This is a genomic window from Gilliamella sp. ESL0254 (assembly GCF_013344985.1).
Classification (GTDB): Bacteria; Pseudomonadota; Gammaproteobacteria; order Enterobacterales; family Orbaceae; genus Gilliamella; species Gilliamella bombicola.
Genome location: NZ_JAAEDU010000001.1, coordinates 600,330 through 620,781 on the forward strand (window position 1 = coordinate 600,330; position 20,452 = coordinate 620,781).

Genomic DNA, 20,452 nt, shown 5'->3' on the forward strand with positions numbered 1-20,452 from the left:
AAATGAAGAACCAAATTATTCATATTAATAAAGAACAAGAAAATCAATATATTGAAAAGTTAAATTTCAAAAATTATTATATTGCAAAAATTGATGGATCAATTATTTCTACTACTAATGATTATATGAATGCAATAATTGTAGCTTTCCAATTTCCATCAGGTATTTTTTCAAACACAACGAGTATTGATGCTTATAACGATTGGATGAGAGATTTGACATGGATAGATCAATATGATGGATATATATTAGTTATAGAAAATTTTACAAAAATGATGAGTTGTTATCCTAAAGAAAAAGATCAGATTTTAAATGAATTTGATGAGACTATTTTTCCTTTTTGGGCGGAGGAAGTTACTCATACTGTAGTAGAAGGAAAAACAAAAGGTTTTATAGTATTACTTGTAGAATAAATTGATTTCATCTCAAGTAAGGTTTTAACTTACAAGTGTATAACTAATGCAGGTTTTATTTTTTACTAATCTAATTGAACTTGCATTAGCCGATCCAATGGAGATCAACTCCTTGAAGAAGCAGTACCAAAAACTTATGAGCGTTATTAAATGATTATAAGAACACAATAGCTATAGATCCTAATGAGCAGCCAAGATTAGAAGGATACCCAATACCTAAACCACAAGATCCTCTTCTAGGTTATCAACCTTTAGAACCAGATGAATTAGGTTCAACTCATACTGGTGGAAATCAAATTCCAGAAAATGATTGGCGGGATTATGCCCTAAATGCAGAAATAACTCGAGGTGAACATGCGGAAATTAGAAATAAACAAGGACGCCCTGTTGGTGAAGTGATTAATGATATTGAAAACTCAAGACCTCTGATATTCTTGTTCAGGATGATGGTCGATGGGGTATTTTAGGCCCTAATGGTAGAGTTCATATTATTGAACCGGATGGTGAAGTTGTTACTTCTTATAAAAATCCTAGAAACAATACGACAAAACGAATTAAAGATGGTCGTTGGGACGACCAAGTAGTGAAAAACTACAAGAGTTCAGGGATAAGTTTCCAATTATTTTAAGGGGTGAATTATGGAGTTATTAAAACAAGAATATGTAGCTAATGCAGTAACGTTATTTGATCTAAGACTTTCCGAAAGTGAAATTACTATATATTTAGATTGTGTCAATTTCATGTTGGAATACTGTACCAATGAGCAAATAAACCAACATACAGAATTCATGGATAAAGAAGAATTATCGTGGGTAAGAGATGATTTGTTAGAACTTCTAAAAGGCATTGAACATAAGGAGTTTTTGCCAGATAGATATAAGTAATAAAGAGATAATTCTTTTTTAACATGGTCAATGGCTGATAATGGTGTAATGGGGTTAATGGTCATTTATAATGGTAAAACCTATCACACGCAAACAGCAGAGGGGCTTTCTAAGATATTAGGCATATCAGCATCAGATGCGGAATTGTTATTTTCACTCTCAACAGGTGGAGTTACTGCAAAAGGTTTGAGCGATTTAGCTTGGAAAGCTAGAGCTACAGGGCAGAAGTTATCGGCAAAAGAAGTAGAGCAAATAAGTGAGGGGATTAATAGAGTAAAAGCTGGAAAGGGGACAACGCATACAGGAAATAAATTTGGAGAATACCTTGAGGACTTTAAACCATCTTCCACACCGGCAGAATTAGTTCAGCAACAAGCTGGTAAAGGTACTCAGGTAACGATCAATACTGAACATATTTTAAATGGTGAGATAAAAACTTATGCAAATGGTACCAAGGTTGGTACAGGAGGGCATTATTTAAAAGATCCGAATATTAGAGTAGATACATGGACAGGTGCTGCAGATGCTAATGGTGTCACAAAAGGTTATATATCAGTTAGAGATCCTGCAACTGGGAAATGGTATAAAAAACAAGCTGAAACAACCTTCTTCCCTGAGCATTGGTCTAAGCGCCAAACAGAAATGGAAATTAAAAGTGCTTTTGAAAACTCGAAACCACATCAAAAATACAAAAACATGTGGCAGGGAATGTCTTCAAGTGGAATAAAAATGGAAGATTATTATAAAAAACCAAATGGAACCGGAGCAACAGCATGGCCAATTTATAAAGGTAAAAGATAAATGAAGAGTAAAAAAATATTCTTATCTTGGTTAAATGAATATAAAGAATTTTGCCCGACAGGATTGTTATTTGATGAAAATATCAGATATACGCCTAAACAAGGATATGGAGTTTGTGAAATTGCTGCTTGGTTAGGTAACGATATTCAATATTCAATAAACTCAGTCAATATCTGGATTAACAATCTGACAGATTTAGAACATAGCCGAGCACCTGATGGCATGTTTGGCATTGGTAATGCTCACTGGGTATTGATTACTGGGGATTATGTTTTTATTGGTACTGAATATGTTGAAGAGCAACAAGTTATCATGACCAGAGAGCAGCTTTTATATGTGTTAGAGCAATATAAAACTTTTTTAGAAGGAGATTATAAAGATCCTAATAATCCGCCTGGACCTATTGATGTTGAGTTTATTGCTGAAGGTCAAGAAGCAATTGATATCTATAATGGATTACCAAACTCTCATCTGGTTCCTTACGCATGTTAACAAAACCCAGATCCCTAGAACGGGGATCTTTGATTACTTTCTAGAGCTGCAGTAGTTCAAACCCAACCCGACAATCCTAGCCTATGTTAGAGTATTCATTATTGAAAATTGACAATTGATACTGTCACTAAATTTTATAATTAATTTTTTAATTGGTAATTTTTGCTTAGTATGCACTATTGTAGAAAATAAAGCCTACTTGTTGCATTGCTTATTGTGGCATATCTCCTTCTGTTTAAAACATAAAAAACACATTAAGTTACTATTTTTTACTTACAAAAAATTGGTCAGGAAAGGTATTGATTTTATTTAAGTTTTTTGCGGTGTTTTTGTGTCTTTTCTTTGTTAGCAAAGATGGCTTGAACTGTGAACAGAACCCCAGTCAGGAGTGGCTTAGGTACAGTGATAGCTGTCGAGGGTAATGATATCTAAGGTGTGAATATAGGGGGCTGCAGATAAAAATTCAGTTGAGAATAATTTATTAAGTAATTAGGTTTTCTCCCAAATTTAATATTCACCCCCAAAATAGTTTGGGAAAATATTGTTTTTTTAATTATGCCAAGGCTCTTTAAAATAGATTTATTGATCGAATGTCTAATCTATATAGTATTTTGTTTTTTCAAACCTACTAATGAATTGTTTTCTAAGCCATAATGCTATCATTCTTTTTTTCTTATCTTTTTTAAATAGCTTTTTTCTATACTCAGAACGTTGCTTGATGAGTGGTGCTCTATCAGTATGTATTGATGAATTTAATAAATTCTTATCATTAGTTGTTATCAGACTGGGTAATGTTGCATATAATTTGATACCAGTACATAACTTCATTATTCTAAACATATCAGCTTCATAGCGAATAGGAAATAAAAATTTAATTAACTTTTTTGCGGTATCATGAGTGATGATATATCCATTGGCTCTAACTGCTCTTGTTACTTCAAAAACCTCAAAACTATCTAAGTTAAATTTTTTGTTAACAAGATAGTGAAAATCGGCAGTTAATAAAAAAATACCTTTTTTAGTATTTTTAGCTTTAAAGCTATTTAAGAAATCAGGTAATTTTTTATCTAATACGGCATCATCTTCGAGAATTAAGGCATAAGGTAAATTGTTTTGAATAATTTTTTTATATATATTTAAGTGACTGAGTGCACAGCCTATTTCACCCTTTGTTAAAAGGTTATTTGGATAATCGTAGACCGTATTTTGAATAAATGAATCAGATAAAGTATTGCCATCAATGGCATTGTAAATTTCAAAATCTAGTTTTAATTTCTCGCATTCTTTTTTGATGTGTTCTCTTTTTTTTGATTCTTTTTCTAAATTTATTATAAAAATCTTCATTTGTTTACCTTTTTTATAATGATCTCCAAATTGTAACATATCAATAAAAACTTATTAACAAATGATCTACAAAAACAGATGACTTAAGTATATACTCTTTATCAACTAAATTAGATTATCATGGGGTATATTAGTTGTGAGTAATTTAATTGTCGGTATTTATTTTCATCAATATTTTAAGGATCTTTTAGTATGATTTTAGGTAATATTAATCATTTAAGGTTAGTTCCTTATTTACCTTCCAGAATAAAACAATCTATTGAATATATTAAAGACAACGTCAATATTAATACACCTATAGGGCGCTATGATATTGATGGCGATAAGATGTTCTTTATGGTGTCTGAGAGTCAAACGCGTCATATTTATGATGCTAAGCCGGAATATCATGAAAAATATATCGATGTTCAGATTGTTCTGGAAGGGCAAGAGGGAATGGCTGTGAGCATGTTACCGCCCTATACCAAAATGTTAGACAATAAATTGGCAGAAAACGATATTGCTTTTGTCGAAACACCAAAAGAAGAAACCATGTTAATATTACAACAAAATGATTTTATTGTATTTTTGCCCAATGAGGTACATAAGCCGCTTTGTGCTGTTGGTAATAAAATTGAAACAGTTCGCAAAGTTGTGGTGAAAATAGCACTGGATTATTTATAATTAGATTAAGGATATAGGTATAATATGACGACAAATATCGCTGTGATCGGCGAATGTATGATTGAATTGTCGATGAAACAAGATTCGACTACGCGTAGCTTTGGCGGTGATACGCTCAATACATCTGTTTATTTATCTCGTTTATTAAAAGGCAATAATTTTTCGATTCATTATGTGACAGGGCTTGGCACTGATCCTTTTAGTCAAGAGATGTTAGATAATTGGCAAAAAGAAAATATTCAAACTGATTTAGTGCAAAGAATGTCAGATAAGATGCCTGGTCTTTATTCTATTGTAACCGATGAGCAGGGTGAGCGTTCTTTTTATTATTGGCGTAATGACGCTGCAGCTAAATTTTGGTTGCAAACAGCCGAAACAGATAAGATAACGCAGCAAATTGCACAGTGTGATTATGTGTATTTGAGTGGTATTAGTATTGCTATTTTGGATGCTGAAAGTATTCTTAAATTATTAGATCTTTTAAAACGTGTTAAGGCCAATGGTGGTAAAGTTATTTTTGATAATAACTTTCGTCCACGTTTATGGCGTAGCCTTGATTTGGCTCGTAGTGTTTATGCCGATATTCTTAGCGTTACCGATATTGCATTTTTGACGCTAGATGACGAAGATTTGTTATGGGGTAAATTGCCTTATGAGCAAGTTATTGAGCGTACGAGGAAGTTTGGTGTGACTGAAATTGTTATTAAACGTGGTAGCGATAGTTGCATTATTGATTCAGCTGAAGGTCGTTTTGACGTTCCAGCGAATAAGATCCCAAAAGATAAAGTGATTGATACTACCGCTGCGGGAGATTCGTTTAGTGCAGGCTATCTTGGTGCGCGTTTAAGTGGAAGAAATCCTTCGCAGTCAGCGTCACAAGGCCATTTAGTTGCAGGTACGGTGATACAATATCGTGGTGCAATTATCCCTGTTGATGCTACTCCTACATTAATCGATTAATTTATATCAGTAAAAGACGGTCATTTATGACCGTTTTTTATTTTAATTTAGAAATAAGTGTTTCAGTTGATATTTTTGTCAAAAAAACTTAGGGAAGTTTATATTTTGGTGTAAAAATTATCAAATAGTGTATTTGCCTATATAGTAGTATATTTAATCGATTATTACTGTTATAATATACAGTTAAATTTCTATTCATTTTGTTTGAAAAACACACATAAGAAGAGATCTATGTCAATCAAAGATATCGATATTCGTGGCGCTCGCACGCACAATTTAAAAAACATTAATGTAACCATTCCAAGAGATAAGTTAGTTGTTATCACCGGTCTTTCGGGGTCGGGTAAATCTTCGTTAGCATTTGATACTCTTTATGCGGAAGGGCAGCGACGTTATGTTGAGTCGTTGTCAGCATATGCTCGTCAGTTTTTATCATTGATGGAAAAACCTGATGTCGATCATATTGAAGGTTTATCGCCAGCTATTTCGATTGAGCAAAAATCAACTTCGCATAATCCGCGCTCAACAGTTGGAACCATCACTGAAATTTATGATTACTTACGTTTACTTTTTGCCCGAATTGGTGAGCCTCGCTGTCCAAATCATCATTTACCATTAGCAGCACAAACGGTATCACAAATGGTCGATAGTATTATGGCATTGCCAACTGAAAATCGATATATGCTGCTAGCCCCAGTGGTCACCGAGCGTAAAGGTGAATTTGTTAAGTTGTTTGAGCAATTAGCCGCTAGCGGTTATATTCGAGTAAGAGTTGATGGTGATGTCTATGATCTTTCTGATCCACCCATTCTTGAACTACAAAAAAAACATACCATTGAGGTTGTTGTTGACCGTTTCCGTATTCGTGATGATTTAAAGCTTCGTTTGGCCGAGTCGATTGAAACCGTACTTTCGATTACTAATGGCATTGTTAAAGTGGCAAATTTGGATGATCCTCAAGCTGAAGAATATCTGTTTTCGGCTAATTTTGCCTGCCCAATTTGTGGTTATAGTATTTCAGAGTTAGAGCCTCGATTATTCTCGTTCAATAATCCAGCTGGTGCTTGCCCTGAGTGTGATGGTTTGGGTGTGCAACAATATTTTGATCAAAAACGTATTGTCCAAATGCCAGAAGTTTCGTTAGCTGCAGGTGCGATTAAAGGTTGGGATCGTCGCAACTTTTACTATTTTCAGATGTTAAAATCATTAGCGGATCACTATAAATTTGATATTGATAAACCCTATGAAAAATTACCTGAAAAGGTAAAAGATATTTTATTAAATGGTTCAGGTGATACCGAAATCCAATTTATTTATTCAAATGATCGCGGTGATGTAGTTAAGCGTAAACATCCATTTGAAGGCATTATTAATAATTTAGCTCGTCGGTATAAAGAAACTGAATCACAAACTATCCGTGAAGAGTTAGCCAAATATATTAGCCATCGACCTTGCCCTTGTTGTGGAGGTTCAAGGCTGTGTACAGCAGCAAGAAATGTATTTATTAATGATACTAATCTACCAGCCATTAGTGATTTAAGTACTCAAAAAGCGAAAGATTTTTTCGATCAGTTGTCATTGACAGGGCAACGAGCTCAAATTGCCGAGAAAATCTTAAAAGAGATTAACGATCGCTTACAATTTTTGATTAATGTTGGACTTAACTATTTAACACTTTCGCGCTCAGCTGAAACTTTATCAGGAGGAGAAGCACAGCGTATTCGATTAGCTAGCCAAATTGGTGCAGGGCTGGTTGGCGTGATGTATGTGCTAGATGAACCTTCTATTGGATTACATCAGCGTGATAACACTCGTCTAATTGACACTTTAACGCATTTACGCGATTTAGGTAATACTGTTATTGTGGTTGAACATGACGAAGAAGCAATTATGGCTGCTGATTATGTGATTGATATTGGACCTGGAGCAGGGGTTCATGGTGGTGAAGTTGTTGCGCAAGGTACGCCTAAGCAGATTATGGCATGTAAAAAATCTTTAACAGGCCAATATTTATCTGGTAAAGAAAAGATTGAAATTCCAACTGTGCGCACCAAAGTTGATAAGAAAAAAATGTTATCACTTATTGGCGCTACCGGAAATAACCTTAAAGATGTGACATTAAATATTCCGGTTGGATTATTTACTTGTATTACCGGCGTGTCGGGTTCGGGTAAATCAACCTTAATTAATGACACCTTATATCCACTAGCCCAAAATGAACTCAATGGTGCCGAAAAAACAGAAATAGCGCCATATCAAGCCATTAAAGGGCTTAACCATTTTGATAAGGTCATTGCGATCGACCAAAGTCCAATCGGGCGTACACCGCGTTCTAATCCTGCAACTTATACTGGATTTTTTACTTCTATCCGTGAACTTTATGCCGGTGTACCCGAATCCCGTGCACGAGGCTATAATCCAGGACGATTTAGTTTTAATGTTAAGGGAGGACGATGTGAAGCTTGCCAAGGTGATGGTTTAATTAAAGTTGAAATGCACTTTTTACCCGATATTTATGTTCCTTGCGATCAATGTCATGGCGCTCGTTATAATCGTGAAACATTAGAGATTAAATATAAAGGTAAGTCTATTAACGAGATTTTGAATATGACAGTTGAAGAAGGGCGTGAATTTTTTGATGCAGTACCGATGATTGCTCGTAAATTACAAACCCTAATTGATGTAGGTCTTTCTTATATTACCATTGGGCAATCAGCAACAACATTATCGGGTGGTGAGGCACAACGTGTAAAACTTGCAAAAGAATTATCAAAGCGAGATACTGGACGCACTTTATATATATTAGATGAACCAACAACAGGGTTGCATTTTGCTGATGTTAAACAATTACTCACGCAATTACATTCATTGCGCGATAAAGGCAATACAATTGTTGTGATTGAGCATAATTTGGATGTAGTTAAAACAGCTGATTGGATTATTGATTTAGGACCAGAAGGCGGTAATGGTGGGGGAGAGATTATTGCTGAAGGCACACCTGAAGAGGTTGCTAAATCTAAGCATTCCTACACTGGAAAATATTTAAAACCATTGTTGGAAAAATAGTAATCCAAGTAGGGCGGCATTATAACTACTTAGCATAAATAGAGCGAGCGAAGTATAATGCCCGTTCTATTATTATTTTAATACCTACAAAATAGGTTAGATACAGATTTTAGCGTACTTATTAACATTTAGTGTTCAGGTATCAGCAGCAAGCGACAAATGGAAGGAGTGAGTGTGGCATTACAAATTATATTGATGATCATAATTGCCTATTTTTTGGGGTCGCTTTCTGGTGCTATGATTATCAGCCGTATTATGCATTTGCCTAATCCTTCAGAACACGGTTCGCACAATCCTGGAGCAACCAATATTTTACGGCTTAATGGTAAATTACCCGCCATTTTTGTGTTAATTTTTGATATGTTAAAAGGTACCATTCCGGTTTACATCTCTTATCGACTTGGCATTGCTCCTTTCTTTTTAGGTATTATAGGTATTTTTGCTTGTTTAGGGCATATATTTCCCTGTTTTTTTCATTTTCGTGGTGGTAAAGGTGTTGCCACGGCGTTAGGTATGATGGTCCCGATAGGATTTGATTTTACAGGTTGCTTTATTTTAACTTGGTTACTTATATTATTCATCACTGGGTACTCTTCTGTGGCAGCAATAGTTGGTTTTCTTATGGCGCCATTTTATGTTTGGCTATTCAAACCAGAGCTTACTTTACCGGTTGCTATGCTTTCTTGTTTGATTATTATTCGTCACAACAGTAACATTACGCGACTTTCAAAGGGTGAAGAACCGAAAAGTTATTATCGCAGTAAGAATAAAAAATAATCTAAAATTTATGCGTAATACGTTTAAATTTAGAGATTTCTTTCTGTAAAGCTGTTACGTGTTAACCATTATTGTATCGACTGTTTTTTCAGTAAATTTTTTCAACTTTTATCATTATTAAATAAAACAACAGAATAATTCTTGTTTGATAGATTATTGAAAAAAGGTATTATTAACTTAAAATTCAAATATGTGAGAACTAAATAAATTCATGCAAATAAGTCCATTATTAGAATCACTTATGCAAGCACTACGTTGTTTACCGGGCGTTGGTCCCAAATCGGCGCAACGCATGGCCTTTCACTTATTACAACGCAATCGACAAGGTGGCATAAAATTAGCTCATGAGCTACATGAAGCGATGATAAATATAGGTCATTGTAAAGAATGTCGAACTTTTACCGAACAAGAAATCTGTACGATTTGTGCAAATATTCGGCGTCAAAGTAGTGGACAGCTTTGCGTTGTCGAAACTCCCGCTGACATAGTTGCCATTGAACAAACAGGACAATATAGTGGTCGTTATTTTGTATTGTTAGGTCATCTATCACCATTAGATGGTATCGGTCCAAGCGATATTGGTCTTGATTTATTGAAAAACAAGTTAGCATCAGAATTGATTAACGAAGTGATTCTAGCCACTAATCCGACCGTTGAGGGTGATGCAACCGCCAACTATATTGCACAAATGTGTGCAGAGTTTAATGTGACAGCAACAAGAATTGCTCATGGTGTTCCAGTCGGCGGTGAGCTTGAAATGGTGGATGGTACTACCTTATCGCATTCATTTGTTGGGCGTCAAAAAATTGAATTTTAAATTTATTGAAGTTTTAGTACTTGGCTAATCTTTATCACAAAGATTAGAAATAAAAAGAGGTATTATATGAAGTATAAAGCTGTTGCCTTTGATATGGATGGCACGTTGCTAGCCAGTAATCGTTTAGTTTTGCCAGAAACAGTTGAGATGATAAAAAAAATCAGTGCTAAAGGTGTAAAAGTGATTTTAGTTTCAGGGCGTCACCACTCTGTAATTTATCCATATTACTATCAACTCAAATTATCAACTCCCGCAATTTGTTGTAATGGATCTTATCTCTATGATTTTGAAAAACTAAACGCTTTTGCAGCTAAACCAATGACTAAAGATCAAGCAAGAATGCTATTAAAGCTAGTTAATCATTATGGCATCCATACTTTAGTTTATACTGATCAAATGATGACTTATGAAGTGTTAGATGATCATCTAGAAGGCTTTTTTAAATGGGTAAAATCATTGCCCGAATTTTTACAACCAGAAATCAAAAAAGTAGAGAGTTTTGAAAACGTGATTGAACAATCTGGTGCTATTTTTAAATTTGCAACTAGTAGTCATAACCTTCCCGCCCTACAACAATTCTCAAATGCGGTGGATGCGCTAGATGTGTTTTCGTGTGAATGGTCCTGGTCAAATCGAGCAGATGTTGCGGTTAAAGGTAATACTAAAGGAAATGGTTTAACACACTGGGCTGAACATGAAAATATTGATTTAAGCGAAATAGTCGCTTTTGGTGATAGTTATAATGATATTAGTATGTTATCTATTGCTGGATTAGGGATTGCTATGGGGAATGCCGATAACGAAGTGAAAGCAAAAGCAAGTTACGCTATTGGCGATAATAATAACCCAAGTATAGCTGTTGAACTTGAAAAGCTATTTTTCTAATTGGTTTTCAATAAAATAGACTATGTTTGAAATTCTTTATCATGATAATGCTTTAATTGCGATTAACAAACCATCGGGTTGGCTTGTGCATCGCAGTTGGTTAGATAAAAAAAAAACAGTTGTTGTTATGCAAACATTACGAGATCAGATTGGCCAACATGTGTTTCCCGTACATCGACTTGATAGACCAACTTCAGGTGTGTTGCTGTTTGCCCTTTCTAGTTATGTAGCAAGACTTATGTCAGAACAATTTGCCACAAAACAAATTGAGAAAACATATCATGCTGTTGTGCGTGGCTATGTTGAAGGTGAAGCTGTGATCGATTACCCTTTAGTTGAAGAGTTAGACAAAATTGCTGATAAATTTTCTGATAAAAATAAACCAGCACAAGATGCAGTGACTTTATATCGAGGGATTAGCAAAATTGAACTTCCTATTAAAGTTGGTAAGTTTGATACTGCAAGATATAGCTTTGTTGAATTAAAACCACAAACAGGGCGTAAACACCAATTACGTCGTCATATGAAACATCTCTTTCATCCTATTTTAGGCGATAGTAAACATGGCGATCTTCATCAAAATCGTGCTTTTGCTAATTATTTTGGTGTTAAACGCTTGATGTTACATGCTAGTAAGTTAGAGATTTCTCATCCTCTTAACCATAAACCAATCACTATTGAAGCTAAATTAGATCAAAATTGGCAAGATATCCTTGTAAATTTTAAAAAGTAATGTTTCAAAATAAAGTTGCTTTGCGATTATCTTATTACATAGTATTATTTTAACTCTTTCCTTTGATGTTATCTGTATAGTTTAATCGACAGGAAAGAATGTAAAATATTTTATAAATTAGATTTTAATGGAAATAAAAATGAAATTACTAATGAAATTCTTAAGCGTTTTTTTATTGGCACTTATCGTTACAGCGTGTTCGACTGAAGATACTCCAGAAAAAGTATCCGAAAAATTTATCACTGCAATTTATAAAGGTGATACAGATACCGTTATGAATCTGATCAATTTCCCTAAAGATGATAATAACAAAGGTATGGATATGACAATGTTAGTGAAAAGCAAAATGCAAGAAGCGATTCAACAAGGGAAAAAATTTGCTGATGAACATGGCGGCCTTGATAAAGTTGAGTCTGCTCCTGCAGAATATACTAATGATGAAAAAACCATGGCTAAAGTAAAAACGACTGTTTTTTTCAAAGATAATACTAAAAAAGATGAAAGTGTCCTATCAGTAATCAAAACTGATAACAAATGGATGATTAATCTTAAATAAAAGGTAATATAGCAATGTTATATTAGAAAGGGTAGATACTATTTACCCTTTCTAGTTAAGAATGAATTTTGATGAACTACTGTCGCTTTTTCTCTATTATTTTTATTATGCTGGCAACGGTTGTTTTTGCTAATGAGTCTGTTTATTCTTCAAATCCAACCTCTAAATTGCCTTATTCAGTAAAAGTAGGGGATTGGATTTTTAGAAAAGGTATACAAACTGATAGCCTTATTGTCAAACAATTAGGTGGTGGTGATTTTTCACATATTGGCATGATTATATCGACTAATCCCGAAATTAAAATTATTCATGCGACCACGAGTGATGATGACAAATTTCCTAATCAAGTGATTGTATCGACCTTACCCGAGTTCATAGCTCCTGAATTAGCTGAAAAATATGCTATAGCAAGACCTAATTTTTTATCTGATGTACAACAACGGCAAATTGTCGATGATCTTCTAACCAAGCGAGGTAAAGCCTTTGTCTTAGCTCCTCGCGAACAGCCACACCTTTATTGTACAACGTTACTTTTTGATTCGATAACTAAGTTTCAATCCGATTTTAATGTTGAATGGAAATATACCTATTTTCCATCATTAAGCGGTACTTATTTATTTCCAAATGCGTTTGCAAATTATTCTGATATTACTTGGATTTATAAGTATCCCGAAGCATCAGAATAATTTGTAAAAATAAGTAAACCTTAAAAATTCAAATAAAAATGAAGCGATTGCTGTAATTATAATCTATTTAATCTTGACGACTAACCAAGCCAGTGCTACTATTTGTAACCTATTCAGATAGACCTCTAAGGCGCGTTGGCAGAGTGGCCATGCTGCGGATTGCAAATCCGTCTACCTCGGTTCGACTCCGGGACGCGCCTCCATTTCATATTAAATTAATTAATATTCTTAATTATTATTTAGGTTATAGTTAATTTTATAGTCTAATTCATTGGTATTAACTATGAGTTACTTTAATTATCATGCAAAAGCGAAGAAGTTAATCAAGGATGGTTACCTTATTAGGTATGAGTTTGTAGATAATTGGAATGGTATCAAGCCTGCATTAGTTTTATATTTTAGAGAGGTTAACCCCATGCCAGTTAGAGAATATCGATGGAATGAATATTTACCATTGTTGAATAACAAAGATTAACTGAGTTACAATTAATTTTTATATTAATAAATATATTAGACTTATCTTCTAAAAATGAAGGCCTATTTATCAAGTTGTAGTGCAATGTAAAGCAATACACGATCATCAAATTTAGACAGATTCAATCCAGTTATTTTAGCAATACTATTTAGACGATATTCTAAAGTATTACGATGTATAAATAACGCATCGGCTGTTTTGTTATTGTGTAGATTATGATTAAACCAAGTTATGAGTGTTTTTTGTAAAATTCCACTATGATCGGACGAGTTTAATCTTTTTAATGGTGAAAGCAACTCTTCTGCTTGCCAATCATGATTTAAACCATCTAAAAGGACAGGTAGAATTAATTCTTGATAGTAAAAATGACGACAATGTGGCATTCTTTTTTTTCCTACTAACATTGCTGTTTTTGCTGTTTGATAAGAACGTGCAATCATATCAATACCTTGTTGAAAATAGTTTCCTAAAGATATTTTAACCAAAATTTGGCAAGAGGTTTTAATATAGCTAACCAACTTTTCTAAGTTACCTTTGTGTTCAGCAAGATCCCAGCGGTTAAATTTATTTAATGCAGGAATTAGCATAACAATTTCAGTTAAAGATTTTATTGCAACAAGTTTACTTTTGGTAATGATTTGTAGTTCATTTTGAATATGCTGCAATTCACTCATTGCAGTTTGAATGCCTAATTGTCCACTATCTATTTCTATAATAACTGCTACTAGGGGGAAAGAAATATTAATATTAAGTTTTCTGCTCCATTCGTAAAGATCAGGAACTTCATTATCAGATTGGATAATAGATAAAATAAATTCTTCTTTCAATCGATTATCTTGAGATAATTGCTTTAGTAAAAGCTCTTGCTCCATCATCATTTCTGCAGACATACAGACTAATTTTGCAAATTGAGTGATTTCTGTAGGTTCTCCTGTAACGCCGATTACTCCTACAATTTCATCTTTTAACTTAAGAGGAAAATTGACGCCTGGTTTTACGCCTTTTAATTTTTTTGCTGTTGGATTATCAATCGTTACAACTCTTTTTTGCGATATAGCGAGCATAGCTCCTTCATGTAACTCTCCAATTCGCTCTATATCTCCACTACCAATAATTTCCCCACTACTGTTCATTACATTAACATTACAGTTAATAATTTTCATTGTTCGATCAACAATATATTGAGCAAGTTTTGGGGTGATGCTAACAGATTTCATCGATATAGATTCCTAATCTTATTGTTAATCAAAAGGTCATTTTTAATGTAATTAGTATAATTTTAATTTGTATAAATGATATTTATTTATATAATCTTTATAATTCAACTTTTACGAATCAAGATCATTAATTATGATGAATTGAGTTTAATTGCTGTTCTTTTTTTTATAAAAGAGGGAATAGTATTTCCATTATGCTATTCCCCATTTACTATTAATTTATTGTTAGGATTTCAGGTTTGGGTTATTTTAATCAAGCGAGCTATATTCTCACTGGTTCGTTCTATGTTTTGAAAACCATTGTTTAGTAATTCTTCTATTGTAGAAGCAGAAGGGATAATACCAAAAATAGTATCAATTCCTTCAGGATAGAGTTCTTCAATATTTCTTCCAATGGTGCCAGCCAAAGCAATAACAGGGACTTGTTGTGCTTTAGCAACTTGAGCTACGCCAAAAGGCGTCTTACCAAATTTAGTTTGGAAATCAATTCCTCCTTCACCAGTAAAACAAAAATCAGCTCCTTTTAATTTGTTTTTTAAATCACTATAACGAATAACGATATTAATTCCTTTTTCCATTTTACTATTGGTAAATGCCATTAATCCAGCACCTAATCCACCAGCAGCTCCTGCACCAGGAATTGTTGAGACATCTTTCCCTAATTGTGATTTGATGACAGAAGCATAGTGTTGTAGATTTTGATCTAATTGCCTAACCATTTCAGGTGTCGCCCCTTTTTGTGGTCCAAAAACTCTTGAGGCTCCTTTTTCACCACATAATGGGTTTGTAACATCGCTCGCGATAATAAACTCTACTCCATTGAGCAATGGGCTAACTTCGGATACATCAATTTTTGCTAGTTTATCTAAGACTCCACCTCCTTTACCTAACAATTGATTGTTATTATCATAAAATTTAATGCCTAAAGCTTGTGCCATTCCTGCACCACCATCATTAGTGGCACTACCTCCAATACCTAAAATGATTTTTTTTACACCGTGCTTTATACAAGCCAAAATCAACTCACCAGTTCCGTAAGTCGTGGTGATCAATGGGTTACGGTTTTCTTTAGGTACAAGTTGAATTCCACTCGCTGATGCCATTTCAATTACTGCAGTGGTTTTATCTCCTAAAATACCAAAATTAGCCATGACTTTAGTGCCTAATGGGCCCATTACTTCACAAGTATGCAATTTTCCATCTGTAGCATCAACTAATGATTGTGTAGTGCCTTCGCCACCATCAGCCATTGGCACATGAACAAATTTAGCATCAGAAAATACTTTTTTTATGCCAGATTCCATTGCTTTACAAACTTCTTTGGCTGTAAGACTTTCTTTAAAAGAATCTGGTGCCAGTACAAATGTTTTCTGTTTCATAAAATTATTCCTGATATTAAATAATGAATCCATATAATAAAGTCGCAATAAGTGTCATTGTTCCTCCAACAAGGGCTTCGTATGGGATTAGTTTCATACGTTGTTTAATTGACATATTCATACTGTTACCAGTTACATGGAAGTAATTTCCTTGAGGTAATGAATCAATAACTGTAGCACCTGTATGCATCATGACAGCTGCACTAATCGCCGGTATACCCATATTAGTAATTGTAGAACCGAAAGTTCCTGTTGCTAAAATAACACCAGTTGAAGTAGATGCAGTTGCTGCCGCCATTAGGACACCTGAAATTGGTGATAAATAATAACCTGAAACCCCCATTGATTGGATTATATTAATAACTTGGCTGGCAAGATTTGATGCACTAATTAAACCTGCAATAGCTCCAGCACCGACTAAAATAAGAACAGTTGGTGTCATTTTGTCTATTCCTGATTTTGTATACATTGCGATTTTACGATGCTGCCCCATAGCAAACATACCAATCATTCCTGCAACTGGTAGCACATACAATGCGTCAATTTTTAAATTAGCCAAAACATCAATATGACAAATATTACCAATTGGGCTAACCATTAGCAGAATTATTGCAGTAACTGGAGCAACAATAGCTTTTATCAAAGATGGAGTATTGTTTTTACCTTCTAGTTCATCCTTTTTTAAGGCAAGTACTTCTTGCTCCGTGATTTTATCTCCTTTATTTTTAATTAATGAGGCAATAACAACGGTTGCAATTAAACCAAATATAGCAGGAATAAAACCACCTATCATTACATCACTTAAACTTAAGTTAAAACCATTTGCTGCGGCAATAGTATTCGGATTTGGCGATATAATATTTCCTGCTTTACCTCCACCCGATAAGGCTAACAATAGAGCTAATCGTGATATTCCCATTTTATTACCAACAGATAAAGCAATCGGTGAAACGATTAATACTGCTACAGGAATAAAAACACCTGATGCAGTAATAATTCCTGTTGCAAGCGCTAAAGCTAATAGTGCTTTCTTTTCGCCTAATTTTTTCACTACTGCTTGAGCTATCGTTTCAGCTGCTCCTGATTCCATCATAACACCAGCCAAAATACCAGCTGCTAACACTCGAATCACTGTACCCATAATACTTTGCGTACCACTAATTAAAATAGATACAGTTTGAATTAGATTAGCACCACCAACAAATGCCCCAATTATTGCACCAAAAAATAACGAATAAACAGGATTTATTCCTCGCAAAATTAAAAATATAGCAATAAATAATCCTATCAGTGCTCCATACCAAGTAATTATTTCAGTCATTAGGTTACCTCTTATTTATTTCTATACAGCTAAGTTATATTAGTGATTAATTTTATTATTGTAGTAGTCATTGTGCTATGTAGTTTTGCCTAAAAATAATAATTAAAAATTAAAAAAAATTAGGCATAGTTACAAACTGGTGTGAATTCAATCACATTCTTTACTAAAATAACTTTGTAATTAGTGTAATGCTTTATATTGTCTAGCTTGATTATATAATTAATTTGCCAACTGATAGGCTAAAGCGTAAAATGCCCGTCCTATTTTGCTTAATCTATTACTAATTAGTAATACTGACCTGAAATCAGAGGCATTTTTAATGACAAATTTATATGCAAAACCAGAATTACTTTCTCCTGCGGGTTCTTTAAAAAATATGCGCTATGCATTTGCATATGGTGCAGATGCAGTTTACGCAGGCCAACCCCGATATAGTTTGCGGGTTCGTAATAATGAATTCAATCATGAAAATTTAGCAATCGGCATTAACGAAGCTCATGCTCAAGGCAAAAAGTTTTATGTGGTGGTTAATATAGCACCACATAATTCTAAGTTAAAAACTTTTATTCGAGATTTAGAGCCTATTGTAAACATGAAACCGGATGCCTTTATCATGTCAGATCCGGGGTTAATTATGTTAGTTCGTGAACATTTTCCTGAAATGGAAGTTCACTTATCGGTACAATCCAATGCAGTTAACTGGGCAACGGTAAAATTTTGGCATCAAATGGGATTAACTCGCGTGGTATTATCACGTGAATTATCACTGGATGAAATTGCTGAGATCCGTGAAAAAGTGCCCGAAATGGAATTAGAAGTATTTATTCACGGTGCGCTATGTATGGCTTATTCTGGGCGCTGTTTGCTTTCAGGTTATATCAATAAGCGTGACTCAAATCAGGGGACATGCACTAACGCATGCCGTTGGGAATATAAAGTCGCTGAAGGTAAAGAAGACGAAGTAGGGCAAATTGTTCATAAATGTGAACCGATACCAGTGCAACAAGTTGAGCCAACATTAGGTATTGGTCAAACAACCAATAAAGTATTCATGCTTGAAGAGTCAGGGCGTCCAGGCGAATATATGCAAGCTTTTGAAGATGAACACGGTACATATATCATGAACTCAAAAGATTTAAGAGCTGTGGAGTTAGTCGACGATTTAACTAAAATTGGCGTACATTCGCTCAAAATTGAAGGAAGAACCAAATCTTTTTATTATTGTGCAAGAACTGCGCAAGTGTATCGCCAAGCAATTGATGCTGCGAGTGAAGGTAAGCCTTTTGATCCTCGTTTATTACAAGAACTTAATGCACTTGCACATCGAGGCTATACCGAGGGATTTTTACGCCGTCATAAGCATGAAGAAATGCAAAATTACGAACATAGCCATTCGGTTTCAGAAAGGCAACAATTTGTTGGCGAGTTTAGCGGTGAGCGACTCAATGGCTTAGCTGAAGTTATTGTAAAGAATAAATTTTCTGTTGGGGATAGTGTCGAAATGATGACTCCCAAAGGTAATCAAAACTTCATTATTGAACGTATGGAAAACAAAAAGGGGCAACCCGTTCCAGCAGGACTAGGTGATGGCCATATTGTTTATATTCCAATACCTGAAGATATAGATCTTAATTATGCATTATTAATGCGTAATTTTGATTAGTAAATTGGACAATAATAACTGTTCGAGATAACCGAACAGTTATTATAAATCTTATTTTGTTATTGGCGAATTAAATCATCGCCATAACCAATCCACTTATATGTGGTTAAAGCTTCAAGACCCATTGGGCCTCGGGCATGTAATTTTTGAGTGCTAACAGCTACTTCTGCACCTAGACCAAATTGCCCACCATCAGTAAAGCGTGTTGATGCATTGACATAAACTGCAGCTGCATCAACTTGATTTACGAATTGTTCTGCATTAAGTAAGTTGCGTGTGAGAATTGATTCAGAATGACCCGTACCATATTCGCGGATATGCTCTACAGCCAGTTCAAGTGAATCAACAATAATTACGTTTAAATCTTTTGATAACCATTCTTGCCGTAATTCTTCATTTTTTACTGGTAGGATAGTTGCATTACCCGTTTTTAATATGTCATAACAGTTTTGGTCGGTATGTAATACGACGTTATTATCTACCATGACCTGATAAAGTTTTGGTAAAAACTTCTCCGCAATATTTCGATGGACTAGTAACGTTTCAAGCGTATTACAAGTACTTGGACGCTGAGTTTTGGCATTGACAATAATTGGTAGAGCATTATCAAAATCCGCAGTTTCATCAACAAAAATATGACAGACTCCAATACCTCCTGTAATGACGGGTATTGTCGAATATTCACGGCATAATTTATGTAAAGAGGCACCACCTCGAGGGATAATCATATCAATATATTTATCGAGTTTAAGTAACTCATGAATATATTTACGATCAGGATTATTAATACATTGAACAGCTGTTTGAGGTAAACCAACTTGTTTTAACGCTTTTTGGATGACAGAAATTATGGACGTATTAGTATTGATTGTTTCTTTACCTCCACGAAGTATTGCTGCATTACCTGTTTTTAAACAAAGAGCTGCAATATCAATTGTAACATTTGGTCGAGCTTCGTAAATCACTCCAATAACGCCAAGTGGCACCCTGTGACGGTGTAACTTTAAGCCGTTTTCTAAAGTAGAACCATCAATGATTTGACCAATAGGATCAGTTAATGAAACGACTTTTCGAACATCATTGGCAATAGATGATAGTCGCTCAGGTGTTAAGAGTAGACGATCTAAAATGGCTTCGTTTAAACCTTGTTCTTTCGCCGCTTGGATGTCCTTTTCATTTGCAATGAGTATACTTGCGCTATGCTGTTCTAATAAATCAGCAATAACCATCAAACTGTTATTTTTTATTGAGGTAGGACATTGTGCTAGTTGATATGAAGCAAGTCTAGCTGTTTTACCCATTTGCTGTAACATTTTTATC

At 34.4% G+C, this 20,452-nt stretch carries 20 protein-coding genes and 1 tRNA gene; 16 read left to right on the plus strand and 5 right to left on the minus strand.

Translation table 11 applies throughout. The annotated features are described in order from the left end of the window. The first annotated feature begins 2 nt into the window (after positions 1 to 2). The 4 genes from GYX25_RS02780 (at position 3) to GYX25_RS02795 (ending at position 2,590) form a co-directional block, all read left to right on the plus strand. The gene (locus tag GYX25_RS02780; protein WP_174786650.1) at positions 3 to 413 is read left to right on the plus strand and encodes a barstar family protein; all 411 of its coding nucleotides are present in this window, start codon (positions 3 to 5) and stop codon (positions 411 to 413) included. A gap of 638 nt (positions 414 to 1,051) precedes the next feature. Beyond that, positions 1,052 to 1,297, plus strand: coding sequence for a hypothetical protein (locus GYX25_RS02785; RefSeq protein ID WP_174786651.1), 246 nt, complete (start codon positions 1,052 to 1,054; stop codon positions 1,295 to 1,297). 30 nt (positions 1,298 to 1,327) lie between these two features. After that, positions 1,328 to 2,098: an EndoU domain-containing protein gene (locus tag GYX25_RS02790; protein ID WP_174786652.1), complete on the plus strand. Its 771-nt coding sequence runs from the start codon at positions 1,328 to 1,330 to the stop codon at positions 2,096 to 2,098. Then, the gene (locus tag GYX25_RS02795) at positions 2,099 to 2,590 is read left to right on the plus strand and encodes a hypothetical protein (protein WP_174786653.1); all 492 of its coding nucleotides are present in this window, start codon (positions 2,099 to 2,101) and stop codon (positions 2,588 to 2,590) included. A gap of 594 nt (positions 2,591 to 3,184) precedes the next feature. On the opposite strand, the gene GYX25_RS02800 is transcribed toward GYX25_RS02795, so the two are convergent. Continuing rightward, positions 3,185 to 3,973, minus strand: a complete 789-nt coding sequence (locus tag GYX25_RS02800; protein ID WP_174786654.1) for a glycosyltransferase family 25 protein — start codon at positions 3,971 to 3,973, stop codon at positions 3,185 to 3,187. 153 nt (positions 3,974 to 4,126) lie between these two features. Here GYX25_RS02800 and GYX25_RS02805 point away from each other — a divergent pair, with 153 nt between their 5' ends. The 11 genes from GYX25_RS02805 to GYX25_RS02855 all read left to right on the plus strand — a co-directional run bounded on the left by GYX25_RS02805 (position 4,127) and on the right by GYX25_RS02855 (position 13,552). Beyond that, positions 4,127 to 4,597 (plus strand): YhcH/YjgK/YiaL family protein, encoded by a 471-nt coding sequence (locus GYX25_RS02805; protein ID WP_174786655.1) that lies wholly within the window; start codon positions 4,127 to 4,129, stop codon positions 4,595 to 4,597. Between the two features lie 24 nt (positions 4,598 to 4,621). Beyond that, complete coding sequence (locus GYX25_RS02810) at positions 4,622 to 5,557, plus strand: sugar kinase (protein WP_174786656.1); 936 nt, start codon at positions 4,622 to 4,624, stop codon at positions 5,555 to 5,557. A gap of 237 nt (positions 5,558 to 5,794) precedes the next feature. After that, the gene (gene uvrA / locus GYX25_RS02815) at positions 5,795 to 8,623 is read left to right on the plus strand and encodes an excinuclease ABC subunit UvrA (protein WP_091347239.1); all 2,829 of its coding nucleotides are present in this window, start codon (positions 5,795 to 5,797) and stop codon (positions 8,621 to 8,623) included. A gap of 174 nt (positions 8,624 to 8,797) precedes the next feature. Continuing rightward, entirely contained in the window at positions 8,798 to 9,400 is a 603-nt protein-coding gene (plsY, locus tag GYX25_RS02820) for a glycerol-3-phosphate 1-O-acyltransferase PlsY (RefSeq protein WP_202983808.1), read from the plus strand. A 211-nt stretch (positions 9,401 to 9,611) separates the two neighbouring features. Further along, positions 9,612 to 10,217, plus strand: coding sequence for a recombination mediator RecR (gene recR / locus GYX25_RS02825; protein WP_174786658.1), 606 nt, complete (start codon positions 9,612 to 9,614; stop codon positions 10,215 to 10,217). A 66-nt stretch (positions 10,218 to 10,283) separates the two neighbouring features. Continuing rightward, on the plus strand, positions 10,284 to 11,102 hold the full coding sequence (locus tag GYX25_RS02830; RefSeq protein WP_091346731.1) for a pyridoxal phosphatase: 819 nt from the start codon (positions 10,284 to 10,286) through the stop codon (positions 11,100 to 11,102). Between the two features lie 22 nt (positions 11,103 to 11,124). Then, a complete protein-coding gene (gene truC, locus GYX25_RS02835) occupies positions 11,125 to 11,835 on the plus strand; it encodes a tRNA pseudouridine(65) synthase TruC (RefSeq protein WP_174786659.1) in 711 nt (236 codons plus the stop codon). 139 nt (positions 11,836 to 11,974) lie between these two features. Next, positions 11,975 to 12,391, plus strand: a complete 417-nt coding sequence (locus GYX25_RS02840; protein ID WP_167349277.1) for a DUF4878 domain-containing protein — start codon at positions 11,975 to 11,977, stop codon at positions 12,389 to 12,391. Positions 12,392 to 12,462: 71 nt separating this feature from the next. Beyond that, positions 12,463 to 13,077 carry a YiiX/YebB-like N1pC/P60 family cysteine hydrolase gene (locus tag GYX25_RS02845; RefSeq protein WP_091346737.1) on the plus strand — a complete coding sequence of 205 codons (615 nt, stop codon included), beginning with the start codon at positions 12,463 to 12,465 and terminating at the stop codon, positions 13,075 to 13,077. A 129-nt stretch (positions 13,078 to 13,206) separates the two neighbouring features. Beyond that, positions 13,207 to 13,280 (plus strand) — tRNA-Cys (locus tag GYX25_RS02850). Positions 13,281 to 13,360: 80 nt separating this feature from the next. Next, positions 13,361 to 13,552 (plus strand): thermostable hemolysin delta-VPH, encoded by a 192-nt coding sequence (locus GYX25_RS02855; RefSeq protein WP_091346739.1) that lies wholly within the window; start codon positions 13,361 to 13,363, stop codon positions 13,550 to 13,552. A gap of 62 nt (positions 13,553 to 13,614) precedes the next feature. Here the strand turns inward: GYX25_RS02855 and GYX25_RS02860 are convergent, their stop codons facing one another. From GYX25_RS02860 to GYX25_RS02870, 3 genes are all read right to left on the minus strand, one after another. Then, the gene (locus GYX25_RS02860; protein WP_174786660.1) at positions 13,615 to 14,769 is read right to left on the minus strand and encodes a sugar diacid recognition domain-containing protein; all 1,155 of its coding nucleotides are present in this window, start codon (positions 14,767 to 14,769) and stop codon (positions 13,615 to 13,617) included. A gap of 233 nt (positions 14,770 to 15,002) precedes the next feature. Then, positions 15,003 to 16,148, minus strand: a complete 1,146-nt coding sequence (locus GYX25_RS02865; protein ID WP_091346742.1) for a glycerate kinase family protein — start codon at positions 16,146 to 16,148, stop codon at positions 15,003 to 15,005. Between the two features lie 16 nt (positions 16,149 to 16,164). Continuing rightward, positions 16,165 to 17,469 (minus strand): GntP family permease, encoded by a 1,305-nt coding sequence (locus tag GYX25_RS02870; protein WP_091346744.1) that lies wholly within the window; start codon positions 17,467 to 17,469, stop codon positions 16,165 to 16,167. 319 nt (positions 17,470 to 17,788) lie between these two features. On the opposite strand from GYX25_RS02870, the gene trhP reads away from it, so the two are divergent. Next, entirely contained in the window at positions 17,789 to 19,132 is a 1,344-nt protein-coding gene (gene trhP / locus GYX25_RS02875) for a prephenate-dependent tRNA uridine(34) hydroxylase TrhP (protein ID WP_091346746.1), read from the plus strand. A 59-nt stretch (positions 19,133 to 19,191) separates the two neighbouring features. Here trhP and proA read toward each other — a convergent pair whose 3' ends face one another. Next, positions 19,192 to 20,445, minus strand: coding sequence for a glutamate-5-semialdehyde dehydrogenase (proA, locus tag GYX25_RS02880; RefSeq protein WP_174786661.1), 1,254 nt, complete (start codon positions 20,443 to 20,445; stop codon positions 19,192 to 19,194). Positions 20,446 to 20,452 lie beyond the last annotated feature (7 nt).